Genomic DNA, 19063 nt, shown 5'->3' on the forward strand with positions numbered 1-19063 from the left:
TCCCGGCGCCGACCGGGCCGTCGCCTTCGTCAGTGGAGAGGTCTATCGACAGTGCTGAATGCAAGGGTGATCGTCATCCGCGCAGTCGAAGCGGGACTGGTCGCGGTCGGCGTGGCGGCGCTGGTGGTGGCCGAGCCACGTAATTGGTTGATCGCCTGGAGTTTCATCGCCGCCGTGTATATCGGCGCCTGGCTGGTGCAGCTGCTGCGGAGACAGGACGCCGAGGACCCCGACGAGTGGCTGGACGAGATCCCCGACAGCTGGACCGCACTGTTGCTGACCGGAGTGACGAGCGGCGTCGGATTGGCTGCCGTCTTGTCGAGCGCGATCGGTACCGACGACGACACCCACATGGTGTCAACCGAAGCGATATCGGTGGCAGTGGCGCTGCTGGCCTGGTTTCTCCTGCACCTCGGCTTCGCCGAACAGTACGCTCGCACCTACCATCGGCACCTACCGAAACAGTCGCTGTCGTTCCCCGAGACACCACGGCCGAACCTGCTGGACTTCGCCTACTTCTCCCTGACCATCGGCGTCTCGTTCGCGGTCTCCGATGTGACCACCCAAACCCGCCGAGTTCGCTCCCAGGTACTCCTCCATTCGGTGATCGGGTTCTTCTACAACGTCGCGGTCATCGGCGTCGCGGTCGACGTCGTGACGACCGGCGCATGACGTACACCGGTTCGCCGACTGAACCGCCTCAGGCGCCGGGAATCAGACGGCCGCGTAGCTGTGCAGCGGGAGCGTCGCCGCCCACTGCCTGGCCAGGTCCTTGGGCTTGATCTCGGACGAGGCATCGTGGCGGGCGTGTTCGCCGACCTGCGCGGCGCCGCGCTCGGTCAGCTTCTCGGCGGCGATCTCACCACCCCGGTTGAAGGTGTCACCGTAGACGCTGTCGCCGAGACCGAAGACCGCGAAGCGCAGACCGGTCAGATCGGGGCGGGTGGCGTCGAGAGTGTCGAAGAACGGTTCGGCGCCGGTGGGCAGATCGCCGTCGCCGTAGGTCGAGCAGACGACGATGTGGAAGTCCGCCGCGTCCAGATCGCCGGGGTCGAAATCGGTCATGTCGTAGACCGAGACCTCCTGGCTCGCCAGCTCGTCGGCCAGGCAGTCCGCCACCGATTCGGACGTGCCCAGCTCCGATCCGAAGAGGATGACCACGCGCACGGGGAGACCTCACTCTCTCATCAGGTTATCTATGCCTAACCTAACATCTCGTGGCAGTGCGTGGGGTCAGCCAGGCAGGCCGACGAGGTCGGCCATCAGCGCCGCCTGGTGGTCGAAGTAGTCGGAGACCGCCGTGACGGTCTGATCCAGCCGGCCGAACACCTCGAAGCCGACGAGGCCGAACAACTGCGTCCACCCGGCGAAGACCAGCGCGAGGCGATGCTCGTCGAGGTCTCCCGGCTGCTCGTCGATCAGGCGGCGCAGGTCGGCGCGCAGCGGCTCGGTCATCGGAGTGGACACCGGAGCCGGCCCGAGATCGGCGTCGACGACGACGCGCACCAGCGACAGCACGACCGCAGCCGCCGGGGTGACGGTGTCCGCCGGCGCGCTGTACCCCGGAACCGGTGTGCCGTAGAGCAATCCGTACTCGGCGGGATGCGCCAGCGCCCACGCACGCACACCGCGCCAGACCGCATACCAGCGCCCGCGACTGTCGGCCCGATCCACCGCGGCGTCCGCGGTCACCGCCGCCTGCGCCAGCGACTCGTAGGCCTCCAGGATCAGCGCGGTCAGCAGCGCGTCCCGGTTCGGAAAGTACCGATACAGCGCGGACGCCACGATGTCCAGATCTCGGGCGACCGCCCGCAACGACAGGTCCGCGCCCTGGGTGGCGAGGTGGCGACGCGCGACCCGCTTGATCTCCTCGGTCATTTCCTCGCGCACGCGCGAGCGCAGTGATCTGGCCGTCATGGAATCAGTGTCGCACACTTCGAGAACACCGAGCCGATTCGAGAACACCGTTCTTGACGCGTTTCCCTCCTCCCGAGTACGGTGAACTGGAACGGAAACACTGTTCTCTCACCTCTCCGAGAAGGAGCAGCCATGTCGTTGCATGTCGTCGTCGGCGCGGGTCCGGTCGGCACCGCGACCGCGCACCTGCTGGCCGACGCGGGACACGACGTCCGGGTGGTCACCCGCCGTGGCGGCGGCCCGGCGCACTCGTCGATCGAGCTGATCGCCGCCGACGCCAACGATGCCGCCGCCCTGACCCGCCTCACCGAAGGCGCTGTGGCCCTGTACAGCTGCGCGGGCCCGGCCTACCACCGCTGGCCGCAGGAATGGCCGCCGCTGAGCGCCGCACTGCGCACCACCGCCCAGCGGACCGGCGCGGTCCTGGCGACCACCGGCAACCTCTACTGCTACGGCCTCGTCGACGGACCGATGACCGAGCAGACTCCGCTCCGCCCCAACACCGTGAAAGGCCGTGTCCGAGCGCAGATCTGGCTGGACGCGCTCGCCGACCACGAGGCCGGGCGACTGCGCACCGTCGAAGTCCGTGGGTCGGACTACCTGGGCGCGGCAGTGGTGTCGTCGTTCACCGTGCTGGTCCTGCCCCGGATCCTGGCCGGGCGCCGAGCCTCGATCACCGCTGATCTCGACGCCCCGCACAGCTGGACCTACGTCGGCGACGTCGCCCGCACGCTGGTGACCGTCGCGTCCGACGAATCCGCTTGGGGCAGGCCCTGGCACGTCCCGACCCCACCGCCGATGTCGGTCCGCGCACTCGCCGAGCGCCTGGCGGAACTGGCGGGCACCGCACCCGCCCGGGTGAGCCCGCTGCCGGTCGCAGCCTTGCGCCTGGCGGGCCTGTTCGATCCCGCCGCCCGCGCGATGATCGAGATGCGCTACCAGACGGACCGCCCGTTCGTCATGGACTCCTCCGCGGCTATGTCCGCGTTCGGCCTCACACCGACCCCGACCGAGGTGGCGCTGCACGAGATGATCACGGCCGCCCGGGAACACACGACCGCATCGGCATGATGCCCTCCACGGGTGCGCCTGGGCCGCCCAGTGGCGCTCGAGCAATTCAGGTTCGGTGGGGTCGGCGCAGCCAGGTGTCGGTCGCCCCTCATAACTCGACGCGGTTCGGCTGTGGTCTCGGCCTACTCGACTCGGGTGTCGAGGTGTCAGTGTCGGATGGCTCCATCTGGTGGTCGGAATTCTCGTGAATGCCGTGGTTTGTGTCCAGACATCGGGCGCTTCAGGGTGTGCGGCAGCACTGAACCGACCACTTCAATGAACAGGCTGGGACGTGGACAGCATGCGTTCCCATACCGCGGTCGTCGCCTCGACGATGTCGCGGGGGCCACCGAGGTCGTTCTCCGCCACCAATTGGCGCACCATCGCCCGCACAAGAATGGTGAGCCCGAAGGCTATCGAGTCCGCCTGTGCCGAGACCGCCGTCGGCGACGCCTGTGGCGAACGCAGGTGCTCGGTGAGCATGAGCCGCACCGTGTCACAGGTGCGGTGCAGGAGCGCGGAGATCGCTTCATCGCTGCTGGAGACCTGCATGGCCGCGGCGAACAGATCGCGGTCGCGTTCGATGAGATCCGCCGTGGCCCCGAGCACTGTCGACACGGTGAGCTTTCCCGACGTCCAGGTATCCACCTGCTGCCGCGCGTGCAGATCCAACGGCACCGCGGCTTCGAACGCGTGGGCCAGCAGCGCCACCTTGTCCTCGAAGTAGTAATAGAACATCGGTCGCGAGATGCCCGCCCGACCTGCCAACTGCTCGATGGTGATGTCGGAGAACGAGATTCCGTCGCCGAGCAACTGCGACAGCGCACCGACGAGCAAGCGTTCCACCTGCGGAGCTTTGCCTCGACCCGAGGCACCTCTGGCGATGATGACGGGCACCCCTTCGTTGCGGATTACTACTGACTGCTGCGCCTCAGTAGTCGAACAGCCTACATACGAACACAATGAAATACAAGCGTTCGACACGGTGTCAGACGCCTGTTAAGTTGGTGGGGAACAAACAGAACGCCGACAATGAGCAGGTGCATGCGGCGTTCGTAAACCGTTTGGGGAACGGAGATTTCAGAGATGAACCGGACCGTGCCGAGCTCGACGCTCAACGCCTCGATCGACCCACAGTGCGGGGTGTGCTCGACTCGTTTCAGTCAACCGGCCACCGGACGGCCTCAGGTGTATTGCTCACGCGCATGCCGCCAAGCCGCCTACCGCGCGCGACAGACCGTCAAACACGCCATGGCGGAATCGTCTCGGCTCCGGGACAGCCTCTCTGCGATTCGCCTCGAGTTCGACGCGGCTTCCCGACACCTCGCCGCGACCCTGGCGGTGCGAGATTCCACCGCGCCGGACACGCCTGGACACGACCACAGCAGTGGCTGGGAGACCGAGGTGGCGATGTCGACACGGCAACTCCGTTACCTCGCCGACCGTATCCACGAGGCCGTCAACGACCATTCCCAAATCGCCTACCGTTACCGGTCCGCAGGACGCGTCCTGCGGACCGGCAACGAGCTCACTCGATCCTGACCCCGGCGCTGATACCCGGCTCCAGCACGGCCAGACCGGCCGCCGCGGCGTCTTCGGACAGCCGCCGCGGAAGGTCTCGATCACACAGGGCGAGAACGCTGGGGCCGGCGCCTGACACCGTCGCGGCGATTCCGCTCGCCCGCAACCTGGCTACCCAGGTCGCGGTAAGCGGCCAGGCAGAGGCCCGATAGTTCTGGTGCAAACTGTCTTCGGTGGCGGGCAGTAAGAGCTCAGGGCTCGTCGTCAACGCGGCCAGGGTCAATGCCGCCCGTCCGGCAGTGAACGCAGCGTCCCGATGTGGCACCGACTTCGGCAGCAAGCCCCGGGTGTGATGCGTCGAGGACCGCTCCTTCGGCACGAAGACGAACGGCCGAAGGCCAGGATGCGGCTCGAACCTGGCGGCTCGGTAGCGCAGCGGCGCTCCCGGGCGTGCGGACTCGGCATCCGCCCAGGCCGCCACCACACCGCCGAGTACACACGCCGCCACATTGTCCGGATGGCCCTCGACCTCTGCCGACAGGTGCAGGAGCCGATCGGCGTCCAGCGCGAGCGCGGGATCGAATGCGGCGGCCAGCGCACCTGCGACCGCCGAACCACCGACAACGGCAGCCGCCGACGAGCCGAGACCCCGCGCATGCGGAATCTCGTTGTGGCAGTGCACATACAGACCTGGCGCCCGTACTCCGATGGTGTCGAACACACGGCGGACGGCACGGACCACCAGATGCGTCTCATCCCGTGGCACATCTTCCGAGCCTTCGCCGCTGACCTCGATCCGGAGCCCGGATTCGATGGTGCGCACTCGGATTCGGTCTTCGATTGCCAGCGCAATCGCCAGCGCATCGAATCCGGGGCCCAGGTTGGCGCTCGACGCGGGAACCCGCACGGTCACTTCGAGACCGACGGGCAGCGTCCTCACCTGCTGAGTCCCGGCGGGCGGGGTAGCCGTCATCAGCCTGCTCTCGCGTGCGCTCAACTCAGGCCAGCTCGAGCTCGTGCGCGATCGCCACCGGATCGACAGCGACCGGCTTGACCTCGGGCATACCCGCCAACGCGTTGTCGGGATCCTTCAGACCATTACCGGTCACCGTGCAGACCACCGTCAAACCCGAATCCAGCCAACCCTCCGCACGAGCGGCCAGCAGACCCGCCACACTCGCCGCCGACGCCGGCTCGACGAACACACCCTCGGTCGCCGCGACCAGCCGGTACGCGGCCAGGATCTCCTCGTCGGTAGCCGCGCGGAACGCGCCACCGGACTGCTCCTTGGCCTCCATCGCCCCGTTCCACGACGCCGGAGCACCGATCCGGATCGCGGTCGCCACCGTCTCCGGGTCCTTCACCGGCGCGCCGTTGACCAGCGGCGCCGCACCCGCGGCCTGCACACCCAGCATCCGCGGCAGCACCGAAGTGACACCATCGGCGTGGTACTCCCGGTACCCACGCCAGTAAGCGGTGATATTGCCCGCGTTACCCACCGGCAACACATGCACATCCGGCGCCTTGCCCAACACATCGCAGATCTCGAACGACGCGGTCTTCTGACCCTCGATCCGCGCCGGGTTCACCGAGTTCACCAGACCGACCTCGGGGAAATCCGAGGTGACCTTGCGAGCCAGCTCGAGACAGTCATCGAAATTGCCCTCGACCTGGATGATCTTCGCACCCAGCATCACCGCCTGGGCCAGCTTGCCCATCGCGATCTTGCCCTGCGGGATCAGCACCGCGCACTCCATGCCGGCGCGAGTCGCGTAGGCGGCGGCCGAAGCCGAGGTGTTGCCCGTCGACGCGCACAGCACGGCCTTCTGACCGCGGTACTTCGCGTCGGTCATCGCCATCGTCATACCGCGGTCCTTGAACGAACCGGTCGGATTGGCACCCTCGACCTTGAGGTACACCTCGCACCCCGTCAGCTCCGACAGATGCGTCGCGGGGACCAGCGGGGTCCCGCCCTCGAACAGGGTGACCGGCTCCCAATCGGCCGCACCGGCCAGCCGGTCGCGGTAAGCCGCGATCACACCCGGCCAGCCGGCCTGCGGAGTAGTCATCATTCTTCGGTGCCTTCCAGTCTGAGAACGCTGGTCACCGAGGTGACCGAATCCAGTGCGGCCAACGATGTCGCGATCTGGTCGAGAACGGATTCCCTGGCGTGATGGGTCAGGACCACCAATTGCGCGTGCGGGCCGTCCAACTGCTGGCGCACCGAGGCGATACTCACGCCCCGCCGGGCGAATTCGCCGGCGACCGCCGCCAGCGCACCGGCCCGGTCGGACACGGTCAGTCGCAGGTGGTGGCGGGTCACGATGTCTCCGATGGGTGCGACCGGCAGCTCGGCGTAGACCGATTCTCCGGGGGCCCTACCACCGTGCACCTTGTTGCGAGCAGCCATCACGAGATCACCCATCACCGCTGACGCGGTCGGCGCGCCGCCCGCGCCCTGGCCGTAGAACATCAGCCGGCCGGCATTGTCGGCCTCGACCACCACCGCGTTGAACGCGCCGCCGACGGCTGCCAGTGGATGTCTGCGCGGGATCAGCGCCGGATACACACGAACCGCGATCCGCTCTTTGCCGCCGTCGGCGATAGCAGGCTCGCCGGGGCCGGCATCCACGCGTTCGCACACGGCGAGCATCTTGATGGTGCAGTCCTCTGCCGCGGCCGCCGCGAAGTCCTCGGCGGTCAGACGGGTCATGCCCTGCCGGTACACCTGAGCAGTGGTGACGCGGGTGTGGAACGCCAGCGACGCGAGGATCGCCGCTTTCGCGGCGGCATCGTGTCCCTCGACGTCGGCTGTCGGATCGGCTTCGGCATAGCCGAGCTCCTGGGCCGCGGCCAGCAAATCCTCGTAGCGGTCCGAACTTTCGGACATCGCGGACAGCAGGTAGTTCGTCGTACCGTTCACGATGCCCACGACGCGATTGATCCGGTCACCCGACAGCGACTGAATCAGTGGTCGCACCACCGGGATCGCCCCGGCGACGGCCGCTTCGAAGCACAGGTCGGCGCCATGGCGATCGGCGAGTTGCGCCAGCTCGCTGGTGTAGTCGGCCAGTAGCGCCTTGTTCGCCGTCACCACCGATTTGCCTGCCGTGAGTGCCATCGCGATGAGCTCACGGGCGGGGTCGATTCCGCCCATGACCTCGACGACAAGGTCGATGTCGGGTCGAGCGATCAGCGACGGGGCGTCGGTGGTCACCAGCTCCGGCCCGATACCTCGGTCGTGGTGTGGGTTTCGGACCGCCACACCCCGCAATTCCAGCGGCGCACCGATCCGCTGGCGCAGCTCGTCGCCGTGGACCTGGAGCATCCGCACAACCTGCGAGCCCACGTTTCCCATACCGATCACCGCGACCCCGAGCGCGCGCGGCTGCTGTGTGCTGTCGACCATCATCATTCCTTTGCCATGGCGAATTCGGTGGGCGCCTCGATCGAACGCTCATCAGGCGGACCCGACTGCGCTCGCCGTCGAGAAGGGAGGTACGCGAAAGCGATACCAGCGCCGACGAGTGCGCTCAGGCCACTGACGAGGGCACAGATCCGCATTCCGTGGACGAAGGCATCATCGGCGGCGGCGACGTAGGCCCGCAGATCCGCCTCGGCGGTCTGCCGGAACCCGGCGATCGCCGATTCCGGCAGCGCGCCCGCGACCAACCGCTCGCGCTGCTCGAGGGCATCGACCGACCGCTGCGCGAAATCCAGTGCCTCGGTGATCGATCCGCTGCTGTTGGCGTCCAGCTGTGGGGTCGCCAGCGCGGAGTCCGGCAGGGCCACCAACGATGTCGGCTGATCCAGTCGCGCGGCGAGTTCGGCGGGCCGGTCATCGCCGAAGCTGTCATGGAAGCCGACCGTGAGGATCGAACCGAGTACGGCGACGCCGAGTGCTCCAGCCAGCTGTCGCATCGTATTGTTGACTGCTGAGCCGGCGCCGGCCTCATCGGCCCGCACGGTACTCATGATGGCCTCGGTGGCCGGAGTCATGGTGAGGCCGAGCCCGATTCCGATCAGTGCCATCTGGATCTCGAGCACCCATTGCGGCATGGTCGCGGTGGCTTCGACGAACGACAGCATCGCGACAGCGAGAACCGTCATGCCGGTGCCGGCGACGATGTTCGCTCCCCATCGTTCACTCAATCGGGGTGCCAGGGTAGACATCACCATCACCGAGGCAGCCACCGCGATCAGCGCGACTCCGGTCGCGAGTGCCGAGTAGCCGCGCACCGCCTGTAAGAAGTACGACAGGTAGAACGTCGCCCCCATCAGGGTGAAGAACGCGACCGCGATGGCACCTACTCCGGCGGCGAAGTGCTTGTGGGCGAACATATTCATCGCGATCAGCGGGTGCTCGATTCGACGTTCGTGCCAGACGAAAGCCGCGCCGCATGCCACGCCGAGCAGGATCGTGCCCGTGCTGGCCCACTGCAGCCACGCACCGCTGTTGCCGCCCTCGATGATCCCGTGAATCACCAGACACATCGCCGCCGAGGACAACGCCACGCCGATCGGATCGAACCCGCCCTCCTTGGGGTCACTCGATTCCGGCACGAACAGCCAGGTCAGTATGAGTCCGACCGCGACCACCGGGACGTTGACCAGGAACACCGAGCCCCACCAGAAGTACTCGAGCAGGACGCCACCGGCGATCGGGCCCACCGCGATCGCCATACCCGCGACCCCGGCCCAGATGCCGATGGCCTTGGCCCGCTGGTCGGCGGGAAACACGTTCTGGATGATCGACAGCGTCTGAGGTTGTACCGCGGCCGCGCCGGCCCCGAGTAGACCGCGACAGACGATCAACTCGAGCGGCGTGTCGGCGAAGGCGCACAAGACCGACGCGACGGCGAACACCGCCAACCCGATGAGCAGCATGCGTCGGCGACCCCATCGGTCCCCCAGGACACCGCAGACGATCAGCAGCGCGGCGAAGACCAGCGCGTAGCTGTCGACCGCCCACTGCATCTGCGCCTGCGACGCAGGCAACTCCGCCTGAATTGTCCGAAGTGCGACATTGAGAATCGTGTTGTCCATGACGACAACGAGCAGACTGAACACCAGGACACCGAGCACGACCCAGCGTCTGGAATTTGTTACGGGTGATCCCACAGCGGATCCTCATTTCTGCCGTAGTGCGGTATGGACCGATACTTTCCGGCCGCTGCGTACACGGCAACGAGTTGCGTCACGGCCCGCTCGTGTCAGCGACATCACGCTCCCACCGGGCGCGATACCGCCCCGCCCGTGACGAAAGTGATTGCGCCCGCGGTGCATAACTAACAATCCTCGATTTCGCACCCCCGGTGGGCGCAGGTGCAACAGCACCCTTTTCATCAGGTTGATCGCAACGACGCATCTCCTGATATCGCGACGTAACACCTGAGGAGGACCACGTGACCGTGCGTCGTCGCCCAATTTCGGCAATGCAGCGAAAACTTCACACCCAACAGATTCTCTTTCCGAACGACCCGGCCTTCAACGTCGGATTCCTGCTGCGCATCCGAGGTGAGATCGATGTCGATCGAGTGCGGGCAGCGATCGACGCTGTCGCCCGCCAGGCCGAGCCGCTGAACGAGTATTTCGTCGTCGAGGACGGCGAGGTGCATGCCGTCTACGACACGGCACAGCAGTACCGAACACCGCTGATCACGCGCGACGGTGACGCCGGGGAACAACTGCGCGCCGAGGTGTCGGATCAGCTCGACACACCGATTCCGATGGACCAGTGGCCGCTGTTCGACGCCGAGATCATCCGCGACGACATCAGTGTGTACATCAAGATCGTCGCTTCGCACATGATCGCCGACGTCCACACCTTCTACAACGTCATCGCCGACCTGATGCTGATGTACAGCGTGCCCGACGCCACCATCCCCGGCGGGACGCTGTTTCCCGAGCTCGTCGACGCCGACACCGCGCGAACGACGGCCGCGGTGGAGTTCTTCCGCTCGAGCCTGGCAGGCGTCGAGACGCTGTCGGTCCCGGAGTGGGAGGCCGACCGTACCCGCGACGGCGCACTCCCCGGCCAGCACCACACCGTCGACCTGGGCCCGCAGCTCAGTGCCGACATCGACGGCGCTGTGGAGTCGCTCGGTGTGCGCAAGTTCAGTTTCTTCCTCGCCGCGCATCTGCTGGTACTCGGCTGCCTGAGCAGCACGTCGACCGTGACCACCGGTGTCCCGCTGTCGAACCGGCGCCGCGACAAACGCATGTTGAAAGCCTATGGCTACCATGTCAACACCTTGCCGCTGACGGTGAATCTGGACGATTTCGACACGTTCGAGAGTCTGTGCCTGCACGTCGAGGAGCAGATGGGCCGCTTCATCGAATTCGAGGACTTCGATCTCGCCGGACATTCGAGCGCGGTCTTCGGATCGGCGGAGGCCGGCCGATCGCGCCCGTCGAGCAGCTTCACGTTCTACCGCCAGCGGATGTCGCTGAGCCTGCCGGGCTACGAGATCGACCCGATCCACCTCGAACGCGGCAAAGCGTTGTGCCCGTTCATGGCCAATGTCGAGGAGAACGACACGGGCTACACCTACTACCTGCAGGTGGGTGACACGGTGGCCCGGAGCCGACCGGAGCAGGTGATCAGTACCGTGCTGTCGTTCCTGGCCACCCGACCGAGCGCACGCCTGCGCGAAATTCCGTGGGTCAGCGGCCAGGAGCTGGCACTGATCGAGGCCGCGACCAGCCGGCGTGCGGTCTTCGAGCCGGAATTCGGTTCGCTCGCCGCACAGTTCGAGCACCAGGCCGCCCGCACGCCCGATGCCGTCGCGGTTTCCTACGAGGACAGCTACTACACCTACGCCGAGCTCGACCAGCGCGCGGGCCGACTCGCCCGCTGGATCGTCGAGAACGTCGACGGCGACTTCGTCGGCGTCTCGATGGAACGCTCGGCCGACCTGGCGACCGTACTGCTGGCAATCCTCAAGGCAGGCAAGGCATACGTGCCCATCGATCCGGCCGCACCGCAGCAACGCGTCGAGCACATCCTCGCGCGATTCGAGGCCATGCCGGTGATCGCCGGCCGCGGCGCACTGCCCGATGTCGATGGTCCCGAGCGGATCGATCTCCGACGGATGCTCCAGGACACGACCGCGTTGACCCCCTTCGCCCAGACCTCAGCCGAGGCCCTGCACGACCGCCCCGCCTACGTGATCTTCACGTCCGGCTCCACCGGCGTGCCCAAGGGCGTCACGGTCACCCACGCCAATGTGCTGCGGCTGTTCTCCGCGGCGCGCGAGCACATGCAGTTCGGTGCGGACGACACCTGGGCGCTGTTCCATTCCTACGCTTTCGATTTCGCGGTGTGGGAGCTGTTCGGGGCGCTGCTGCACGGTGGACGATTGGCGATCGTGCCCGAGTGGACCCGCCGTTCTCCGGCCGATTTCGCCCGATTCCTCACCGACGAGGAGGTCACCGTCCTCAACCAGACGCCGACCGCCTTCCGCCAGCTCACCCAGGCGATGACCACCGAGCATGCCGAACGCTTCGCCGTGCGATCGGTGGTGTTCGGTGGCGAGATGCTGCGGTTCGAGAGCTTGGACAGATGGTTCGAGCTCTACGGCGACCGCGCCGAGCTGATCAACATGTACGGCATCACCGAGACGACGGTACATGTCACCTACCACCACATCACCGCCGCGGACCTGGCCGCGAAACGGGCCAGCGTCATCGGAAAGCCGCTGCCCGACATGGGCGTCGTGGTCGTCGACCCGCAGCTGCGACCGGTTCCGGCCGGGGTGACCGGCGAGATGCTCGTCTACGGCGCCGGTGTCTCTGCCGGCTACCTCGGGCGACCCGATCTGACCGCCGATCGCTTCATCCGGTTGCCGGGACGCGACGGTGTGCACTACCGCTCGGGCGACCTGGCCCGCATCGACGAATCGGGTGACCTGGTCTATCTGGGCCGGATGGATCAGCAGGTCCAGCTACGCGGCGTGCGGATCGAACTCGGTGAGGTCGAAGCGGCGTTGCTGGCGGTCGACGGGATCCGCGAGTGCGCGGTCCGGGTCGACGACCGATCACCGGAGGAATCGGAGTTGGTCGCGTTCGTGGTGACCGCCTACCCGATCACCGACGCCCAGATCCGCCACGCGCTGCGCAACCGACTCGCGGCCGCCGTGCGACCCAACCGATTCGTCACGTTGGCGGCACTGCCGTTGACCGTCAACGGCAAGGTCTCCGATGCCGCCCTGCCGTGGCCGAGCCGGGCAGGCGAGGCCGAGGCCACAGCGGCCCCCGCGCCGGAGATCGCGGCACCTGCCCCCTCGCGGGCAGTGAGCGCACTCGCCACCGTGCGAGCCGCGTGGGTGACGGCGCTCGGCCGTGACGATTTCGGCGACGACGATGCCTTCTTCGATGCCGGCGGAACCTCAACACAGCTCATCCGGGTGCTCGAAGAGCTCCGCCGTTCGTGCGAACGACCTGAGCGACTGGAGATGGTGGACATGTTCGAATTCACCACGCCACAGCAGCAGTCCGAGCACCTCGAGCGCCTTCAGCGGCAGACTCTGGTCGCAGCCTGACTAGTCGCCGACCAGTACACCACCGCTCGGGGCGGGGAACCGATGAGTTCCCCGCCCCGTGCGCGTACATCCCAGATCCCTTGTGACTCATCACACATGAAACCGCGAGTCACATACACTCCTCAGCCCCCATGGAGTCCTGATAGGCTCCTGACGGTTGTCAGACATGGAGTCTGACACAGTGTCGGGAATTGCCGGCACCACTCGCTGCGGACAGGGGAATCCATGGCACCCGGGAACAACACATCTCGATCGCTCACCAGCCGACACCGCGCCGGTCGGGATATCGAGCATTTGGTCACCGAAATGAACACCCATCTGATCGACAGAACATCCGATCTCGTGCTCGCCATCAGCGAAATAGACGATCCGGAAATGATGTCCGGCGCCGTTCCCACCGGGTGGGAGACAGCAATGAGTCGACAGGTCGACGAAATACGACATCTGCTGGCACATATCAGCGAACTGGTGTCGGGGCGCATGACACCGGATTACTCGATGTAATCCGGCGTCGGACACCGCGATTCCAGCGACTTCCATTCGAGATCAACGGATTCCGGCGCGTCGACGACTTTCATAACGCGATGGACTGGCTGAACGATCACAGCTCACACCCGTCCACCGAACTCGTAAATCGACTAAATTCGGTCTCAGCGAACGCTTTCCCGAATTCCACGTCGATTCGGAATCATTCAGTCGATCCCACCACCTTTCCGACGGAGTAGAACCATGCACGAAAACAGGGCGCAGGAGCCCATCGCGATCATCGGCATCGGCACTCGCCTGCCCGACGCCACCCACCACACCGGCCTCTGGCGAAACCTGCTCGACGGGGTCGAATCGGTACGCCGGTTCGACCGAGCAGAACTGCTGGCCGCCGGTGTTCCCGCCGACCTCGTCGACAACCCGCAGTACGTGCCCGCGGGCACCGTGCTCGACGATGTCGATCAGTTCGACGCGGGATTCTTCGGATTCACCACCTACGAAGCCAAGATCACCGACCCCCAGCACCGAATCCTGCTGCAGACAGCCTGGGAGGCGCTCGAGGACGCCGGTGTCGTCGCCGCGTCGACCGCGGGACGCATCGGCATCTACGCCTCGACCACGCTGAGTACGTACTTGCTCAACAACATCCAACGCAACAGCCGCTACCGGGTCGACGATCTCAACTACCCCGTCCTGATCGGCAACGACAAGGACTTCCTGGCAACCAGGGTCGCGTTCAAACTCGGCCTTCGCGGCGCGGCCGCCACCGTGCAGAGTGCCTGCTCGAGTTCGATGGTCGCCATTCATCAGGCGGCGACCTCGCTGCGAACCGGCGACAACGACATCGCCCTCGCCGGTGGCGTCTCGATCGTGAACCCGCAGACCTCCGGATACCTCTACCAGGAGGGCGGCATCGGCGCGCGTGACGGACATTGCCGTCCGTTCGACCGCGACGCCAGCGGCACCGTCAGTGGCAACGGTTGCGGCGTCGTCGTGCTGAAACGACTCGCCGACGCGATCGCGGACAACGATCACGTGTACGCCGTGCTCGCGGGAACCGCCATCAACAACGACGGCTCCAACAAGATCGGGTTCACCGCACCCAGTGTGACCGGGCAGGCCGCAGTCATCGGCCGGGCGCTGTCGAACGCCGGCGTCGCGGCCGCGGCGGTGGGATATGTCGAAACCCATGGCACCGGTACCGCACTGGGCGACCCGATCGAGTTCCGCGCACTCTCGCGGGCTCACAGCGATGCCGCCGGCGGCGCGCCGGAATCGTGCCTGCTGGGCAGTATCAAAGCCAATGTCGGCCACCTCGACGCCGCCGCGGGTGTGGTCGGACTGATCAAGACCGCGCTGGTACTGCACCACCAGGTGGTCCCACCCCAGATCAACTTCACCGAAGCCAACCCCCACGTGCCGCTCACGGAGTCGAACTACGCCATCAACATCAAGCCGCACGTCCCCGACAGTCCGATCGAAGCAGCGGCGGTCAGCTCGTTCGGCCTCGGCGGCACGAACACCCACGCGGTCTTGCGTCGCCACCACCGACCGGTCTCGGCTCGTCCGGAACCGGCAGGGGCACATCGCATCACGATCAGCGCCAACACCACCGAGTCGTTGCGCCGGAACGCCGCACGCCTGGCCACGGCTCTGCAGACCGAGGCTCACCGCATCGACGACGTCGCCTGGACACTGCACGCCGGCCGCAAGAAGTTCCCGGAAACGCTGACCTTCGACGCACAGACCGCCGCGCAGGCCGCGACCGTCCTGGCGCAGTTCGCCCGCACCGGCAGCGTTCCTGCTCCGAGCTCGGCATCGGAACCCGTTGCTGCGCAGAAGCTCTCGCTTCCCACCTACGCCTTCGACACCGAGTCGTACTGGATCGAGCCGCAAGCCGCCGCCGGCGGCGCTGACAGCGCCGTAGCGCAGGCGACGCCCAGGAGCTCCCGCGTGGAAGATCCGGCCGTCATCGCGGAATTCGTTCTCGACACCGTCCGCGATCTCCTCGAAGACGAGGCCATCGAACTCGATTCGGACTTCTACGACGCGGGCGGAGAGTCGATCGCCATGGTCGACTTGGTCACCACCGCCCGCGATCACTTCGATGTGCAGCTCGATTTCGACGGGTTCGAGGGTCTGCGCACTGTCGCCGATATCGCGGCGCACATCGCCGACGTCATCGCCGGAACCGCGCAGCGCGCGGCGACGGTCAGCATCGTCGCCGGAGACGGTGCGCCGCTGTTCCTGGTGCCACCGGCAGGTGGCACCAACTTCGGCTACTCCCGGCTGGCCGGCCACCTCGACAACAGCGGGCCGATCGTGGCCTTCACCGCGCCGGCCCACGGCGAATCCGCCTCCATCCGAGAGCTGGCCCGGCGCAACGTGGCCGAGCTCGTCGCCATCCAGCCCAGCGGCCCGTACCGCCTCGGCGGCTACTCCTTCGGCGGCAATGTGGCGCTCGAGATGGCGCTGCAGCTGCAGGCGGCCGGTGACACAGTGACCGAGCTCTACCTGTTCGACTCGCACGCGCCGCTGGCCTACCTCGGCGACGAGCTCACCGAAGCGGAGTTCCTGACTGCCCTGCCGCAGATGATCTCGGCCGCGGTGCCCGGTCTCACTCTGGCCACGGACCGCACCGCCGACACCCTGGTAGAACTGCCGACCCTGCTCGAGTCCCGCCCGGAGTGGCTCAATATCTCCGACGAGGACATCGTCGGCTTCGCCCAGACCTGGCGCCAGAACCACAACGCGCTCAAGGGCTACTACCCGGACAGTCGGTTCCGGGGCCGCTGCGTGATCTTCGACGCCGCCGAGGAACACCCCGAGGACGAACTCGCCTCGCTGCGGATTCGACTCGTCCCCAAGGACGCGTGGATCGCCCACCTGGCGGGCGAGGTCGACATCATCTCGGTCCCCGGCAACCACTACACGATGTTCACCGACGCCGACCTCGTGCCCGCGCTGGCGGCCGCCTTCACCGCCGCGGTGGCAGCAGGGGCCGTGGGCGACACCGAGGTGGTCGCATGAGTCTGATCGTCCAGAAGTTCGGTGGTTCGTCGGTCGCCACTCCCGAACGGATCCGTCGGGTCGCCGAACGGATCGTCGCGACCAAGAGGCAAGGGCACGAGGTGGTGGTGGTCTGTTCGGCGATGGGCGACACGACCGACGATCTCGTCGATCTGGCCCGCCAGGTCTGCGCCGAGCCCGAGTCTCGTGAGCTCGATCTGTTGCTGACCTCCGGCGAGCGGATCTCGAATGCGTTGGTGGCCATGGCTATCCAGTCACTCGGAGTCCGGGCCAAGTCGTTCACCGGCGCCCAGGCCGGTGTGATCACCACCGGAACCCACGGCAACGCCAAGATCATCGACATGGTTCCGAGCCGGCTGAAACCGGAACTGGCCGATGGCTGCGTCGCCTTGGTCGCAGGCTTCCAGGGGATCGCACAGGACACCGATGATGTGACCACCCTGGGGCGCGGCGGATCGGACACCACGGCGGTGGCACTCGCCGCCGCACTCGGGGCCGACGTCTGCGAGATCTATACCGATGTCGACGGCGTGTACACCGCTGATCCGCGCCTCGCCACCGATGCCACCAAGATCGACACGATCTCCTACGAGGAGATGATGGAATTGGCCGCTTGTGGCGCGAAAGTTCTGATGCTGCGGTGCGTGGAGTACGCCCGCAGATACAACGTGCCGATCCACGTCAGGTCTTCCTACACAGACAACACCGGAACTCTCGTCACCGGATCGATGGAGCAGATTGTCATGGAACAACCAATCCTCAGCGGCGTCGCACACGACCGCAGCGAGGCCAAGGTGACCGTTGTCGGCATTCCCGACCTGCCCGGCTATGCCGCGAAGGTGTTTCGCGTCGTCGCCGACGCCGGCATCAATATCGACATGGTGGTGCAGAACGTGTCGGTCATCGAGAGCGGCAGGACCGACATCACCTTCACCGTACCCAGCTCCGACGGTCAGCGTGTGGTCGGCCTGCTCACCGAGCACCGCGCCGACATCGAATTCACTCGGATCGCCTACGACAATCGGGTCGGCAAGGTGTCCCTGGTCGGCGCCGGGATGAAGTCGCACCCCGGCGTGACAGCGATGTTCTTCGAGTCGCTCGCCGAGGCCGGGATCAATATCGACCTGATCTCGACCTCCGAGATCCGCATCTCGGTCCTGGTCGCCGACACCGATCTCGACACCGCGGTCAAGACCGTGCACAAGGCTTTCGACCTGGCCGGTGACACCACCGCGGTGGTGTACGCGGGAACGGGGCGCTGATCGTCTGTGTCTGTTCTGAATTCTCGGCCGCCCGCCTCCGCCCTATCCACCGCACGGATCGGCCTGCTCTTCGATGCGACGGTCAAAATCCTCGGCGGCACCGCGCTCGTGGCGATCGTCAGCGGACTCTGGCCGGTCCACCATGGATTGACACCCGCATTGCTCGCTTTCGCTGGAATCGCCTGTGTGATCGGCGGCGCCACCATGATCACACAGCTACGGCGGCTGCTCACCGACGAACGGTCGATCGTCGCCGTGATCGTGGTCGATTGCGTGATCGCCGCCGCATTCATGCCGATCGCGATCCAGCAGTGGCAGGGCATCACGACCGCCGGCGGAAACATCGTCTGTGGCGTGATCGCGGCTGCGTCGATCTCTTCGGTGGTAGTGGCTTTCACCTCCACCCCGGACTGACCAGATAATCGACGAGGGGTCGGCCGGTGACTCGAATCACCGGCCGACCCCTTGTGTCGTCGGTCCGTCGACAGGGCGCTTGGTCAGCCCGCCGCGGCGTCGGCCTGGTCGCCGTAGACGACGCGACCCCACACCAGTGACATGATCTCGACCCATCGTTGCGCGTCGACGCCGTTCTCGCCGTTGACGAACTCACGAACCATTTCGATCGCGAGCGCGGACAGCGCCAGGGCGATCGTGCTCGCGTCACCGCCGAGCGCCACACCCGCCTCCTGCTGTCGCTGGATCCGCTGCGTCAGCTCGCCGCGGAACGCGGTGAGGGAGGCCTGTAGTGCCGCGGCGACATCGGCGTCATAGTTGGCCACCTCGAGGAAGGCGGCGATCACCACGCGGTGCGGCTCCAGATATTCGATCGCAGCGCGTAGTGCCGCCGGCATGTGCGCCGGCCCCGACGGCCACTCCCCCATCTGTTCACTCATCCGCGCGGTGACCGGCGACAGCGCATCGACCACCAGCCTGGACAACAACTCGTTCTTGTCGACGAAGTGGCTGTAGAAGGCGGGGCGTGACACCCCGCCGCGCTCGGTGATCTGCTGGATGGTGATGTCGGAGAAGGCCGTTCCCTCCTCGAGCAGCTCTCGCAAGGCAACCATCAGATCCGCTGCGGCCTGCTTGCGGCGCGCTTTCGCAGACGACGTCCGATTCGTAAGCATCTCGCGGGAACCTCCTCCACCGGCTCGGACACGAGCTGAGAGCTCAGCGGCAGGCCCGGCAATAACGGCATGTCATACACGATGACAGACATATGTCAGACACCACTGTGACCCACGGTCCGCCGGA

Annotated in this window: 16 protein-coding genes; 8 read left to right on the plus strand and 8 right to left on the minus strand. The window is 66.4% G+C overall.

What is annotated here, in order from left to right; all coding sequences use genetic code 11:
• The first annotated feature begins 51 nt into the window (after positions 1 to 51).
• Positions 52 to 672, plus strand: a complete 621-nt coding sequence (locus ACFVW6_RS11620; protein WP_378831551.1) for a DUF1345 domain-containing protein — start codon at positions 52 to 54, stop codon at positions 670 to 672.
• A 42-nt stretch (positions 673 to 714) separates the two neighbouring features.
• Here the strand turns inward: ACFVW6_RS11620 and ACFVW6_RS11625 are convergent, their stop codons facing one another.
• Complete coding sequence (locus ACFVW6_RS11625; RefSeq protein ID WP_378831554.1) at positions 715 to 1167, minus strand: flavodoxin domain-containing protein; 453 nt, start codon at positions 1165 to 1167, stop codon at positions 715 to 717.
• A gap of 66 nt (positions 1168 to 1233) precedes the next feature.
• Positions 1234 to 1917 carry a TetR/AcrR family transcriptional regulator gene (locus ACFVW6_RS11630; protein WP_378831556.1) on the minus strand — a complete coding sequence of 228 codons (684 nt, stop codon included), beginning with the start codon at positions 1915 to 1917 and terminating at the stop codon, positions 1234 to 1236.
• A 132-nt stretch (positions 1918 to 2049) separates the two neighbouring features.
• On the opposite strand from ACFVW6_RS11630, the gene ACFVW6_RS11635 reads away from it, so the two are divergent.
• Positions 2050 to 2988, plus strand: coding sequence for an NAD-dependent epimerase/dehydratase family protein (locus ACFVW6_RS11635; protein WP_378831559.1), 939 nt, complete (start codon positions 2050 to 2052; stop codon positions 2986 to 2988).
• Between the two features lie 252 nt (positions 2989 to 3240).
• Here ACFVW6_RS11635 and ACFVW6_RS11640 read toward each other — a convergent pair whose 3' ends face one another.
• Positions 3241 to 3804, minus strand: coding sequence for a TetR/AcrR family transcriptional regulator (locus ACFVW6_RS11640; RefSeq protein WP_387791487.1), 564 nt, complete (start codon positions 3802 to 3804; stop codon positions 3241 to 3243).
• Positions 3805 to 4053: 249 nt separating this feature from the next.
• Between ACFVW6_RS11640 and ACFVW6_RS11645 the strand changes: the two genes are divergently transcribed.
• On the plus strand, positions 4054 to 4509 hold the full coding sequence (locus tag ACFVW6_RS11645; protein ID WP_355279752.1) for a hypothetical protein: 456 nt from the start codon (positions 4054 to 4056) through the stop codon (positions 4507 to 4509).
• On the opposite strand, the gene thrB is transcribed toward ACFVW6_RS11645, so the two are convergent.
• From thrB to ACFVW6_RS11665, 4 genes are read right to left on the minus strand one after another with little or no spacing between them, the layout of a single operon-like run.
• Positions 4496 to 5461, minus strand: coding sequence for a homoserine kinase (gene thrB, locus ACFVW6_RS11650; RefSeq protein WP_378832090.1), 966 nt, complete (start codon positions 5459 to 5461; stop codon positions 4496 to 4498). The two genes, ACFVW6_RS11645 and thrB, sit on opposite strands and share 14 nt — an antisense overlap.
• 25 nt (positions 5462 to 5486) lie before the next feature.
• Positions 5487 to 6557 (minus strand): threonine synthase, encoded by a 1071-nt coding sequence (thrC, locus tag ACFVW6_RS11655; protein ID WP_378831565.1) that lies wholly within the window; start codon positions 6555 to 6557, stop codon positions 5487 to 5489.
• Positions 6557 to 7897, minus strand: a complete 1341-nt coding sequence (locus ACFVW6_RS11660) for a homoserine dehydrogenase (protein ID WP_378831567.1) — start codon at positions 7895 to 7897, stop codon at positions 6557 to 6559. Before ACFVW6_RS11660 ends, thrC begins: the two co-directional genes overlap by 1 nt.
• A gap of 2 nt (positions 7898 to 7899) precedes the next feature.
• Positions 7900 to 9609, minus strand: a complete 1710-nt coding sequence (locus ACFVW6_RS11665) for an MFS transporter (protein WP_387791491.1) — start codon at positions 9607 to 9609, stop codon at positions 7900 to 7902.
• Between the two features lie 314 nt (positions 9610 to 9923).
• On the opposite strand from ACFVW6_RS11665, the gene ACFVW6_RS11670 reads away from it, so the two are divergent.
• The 5 genes from ACFVW6_RS11670 (at position 9924) to ACFVW6_RS11690 (ending at position 18223) form a co-directional block, all read left to right on the plus strand.
• Complete coding sequence (locus ACFVW6_RS11670) at positions 9924 to 13031, plus strand: amino acid adenylation domain-containing protein (RefSeq protein ID WP_378831569.1); 3108 nt, start codon at positions 9924 to 9926, stop codon at positions 13029 to 13031.
• A 306-nt stretch (positions 13032 to 13337) separates the two neighbouring features.
• Positions 13338 to 13535: a hypothetical protein gene (locus tag ACFVW6_RS11675; protein ID WP_378831572.1), complete on the plus strand. Its 198-nt coding sequence runs from the start codon at positions 13338 to 13340 to the stop codon at positions 13533 to 13535.
• 225 nt (positions 13536 to 13760) lie between these two features.
• Positions 13761 to 16547, plus strand: coding sequence for a beta-ketoacyl synthase N-terminal-like domain-containing protein (locus ACFVW6_RS11680; protein WP_378831574.1), 2787 nt, complete (start codon positions 13761 to 13763; stop codon positions 16545 to 16547).
• Positions 16544 to 17809, plus strand: coding sequence for an aspartate kinase (locus tag ACFVW6_RS11685; protein WP_378831576.1), 1266 nt, complete (start codon positions 16544 to 16546; stop codon positions 17807 to 17809). Before ACFVW6_RS11680 ends, ACFVW6_RS11685 begins: the two co-directional genes overlap by 4 nt.
• A gap of 6 nt (positions 17810 to 17815) precedes the next feature.
• Positions 17816 to 18223, plus strand: a complete 408-nt coding sequence (locus ACFVW6_RS11690) for a hypothetical protein (RefSeq protein WP_378831579.1) — start codon at positions 17816 to 17818, stop codon at positions 18221 to 18223.
• Between the two features lie 83 nt (positions 18224 to 18306).
• Here the strand turns inward: ACFVW6_RS11690 and ACFVW6_RS11695 are convergent, their stop codons facing one another.
• Positions 18307 to 18876: a TetR/AcrR family transcriptional regulator gene (locus tag ACFVW6_RS11695; protein ID WP_378831581.1), complete on the minus strand. Its 570-nt coding sequence runs from the start codon at positions 18874 to 18876 to the stop codon at positions 18307 to 18309.
• Positions 18877 to 19063 lie beyond the last annotated feature (187 nt).

Origin of the sequence: Nocardia sp. NPDC058244, assembly GCF_042882065.1 — a bacterium.
In the GTDB taxonomy this organism is placed as follows: Bacteria; Actinomycetota; Actinomycetes; order Mycobacteriales; family Mycobacteriaceae; genus Nocardia.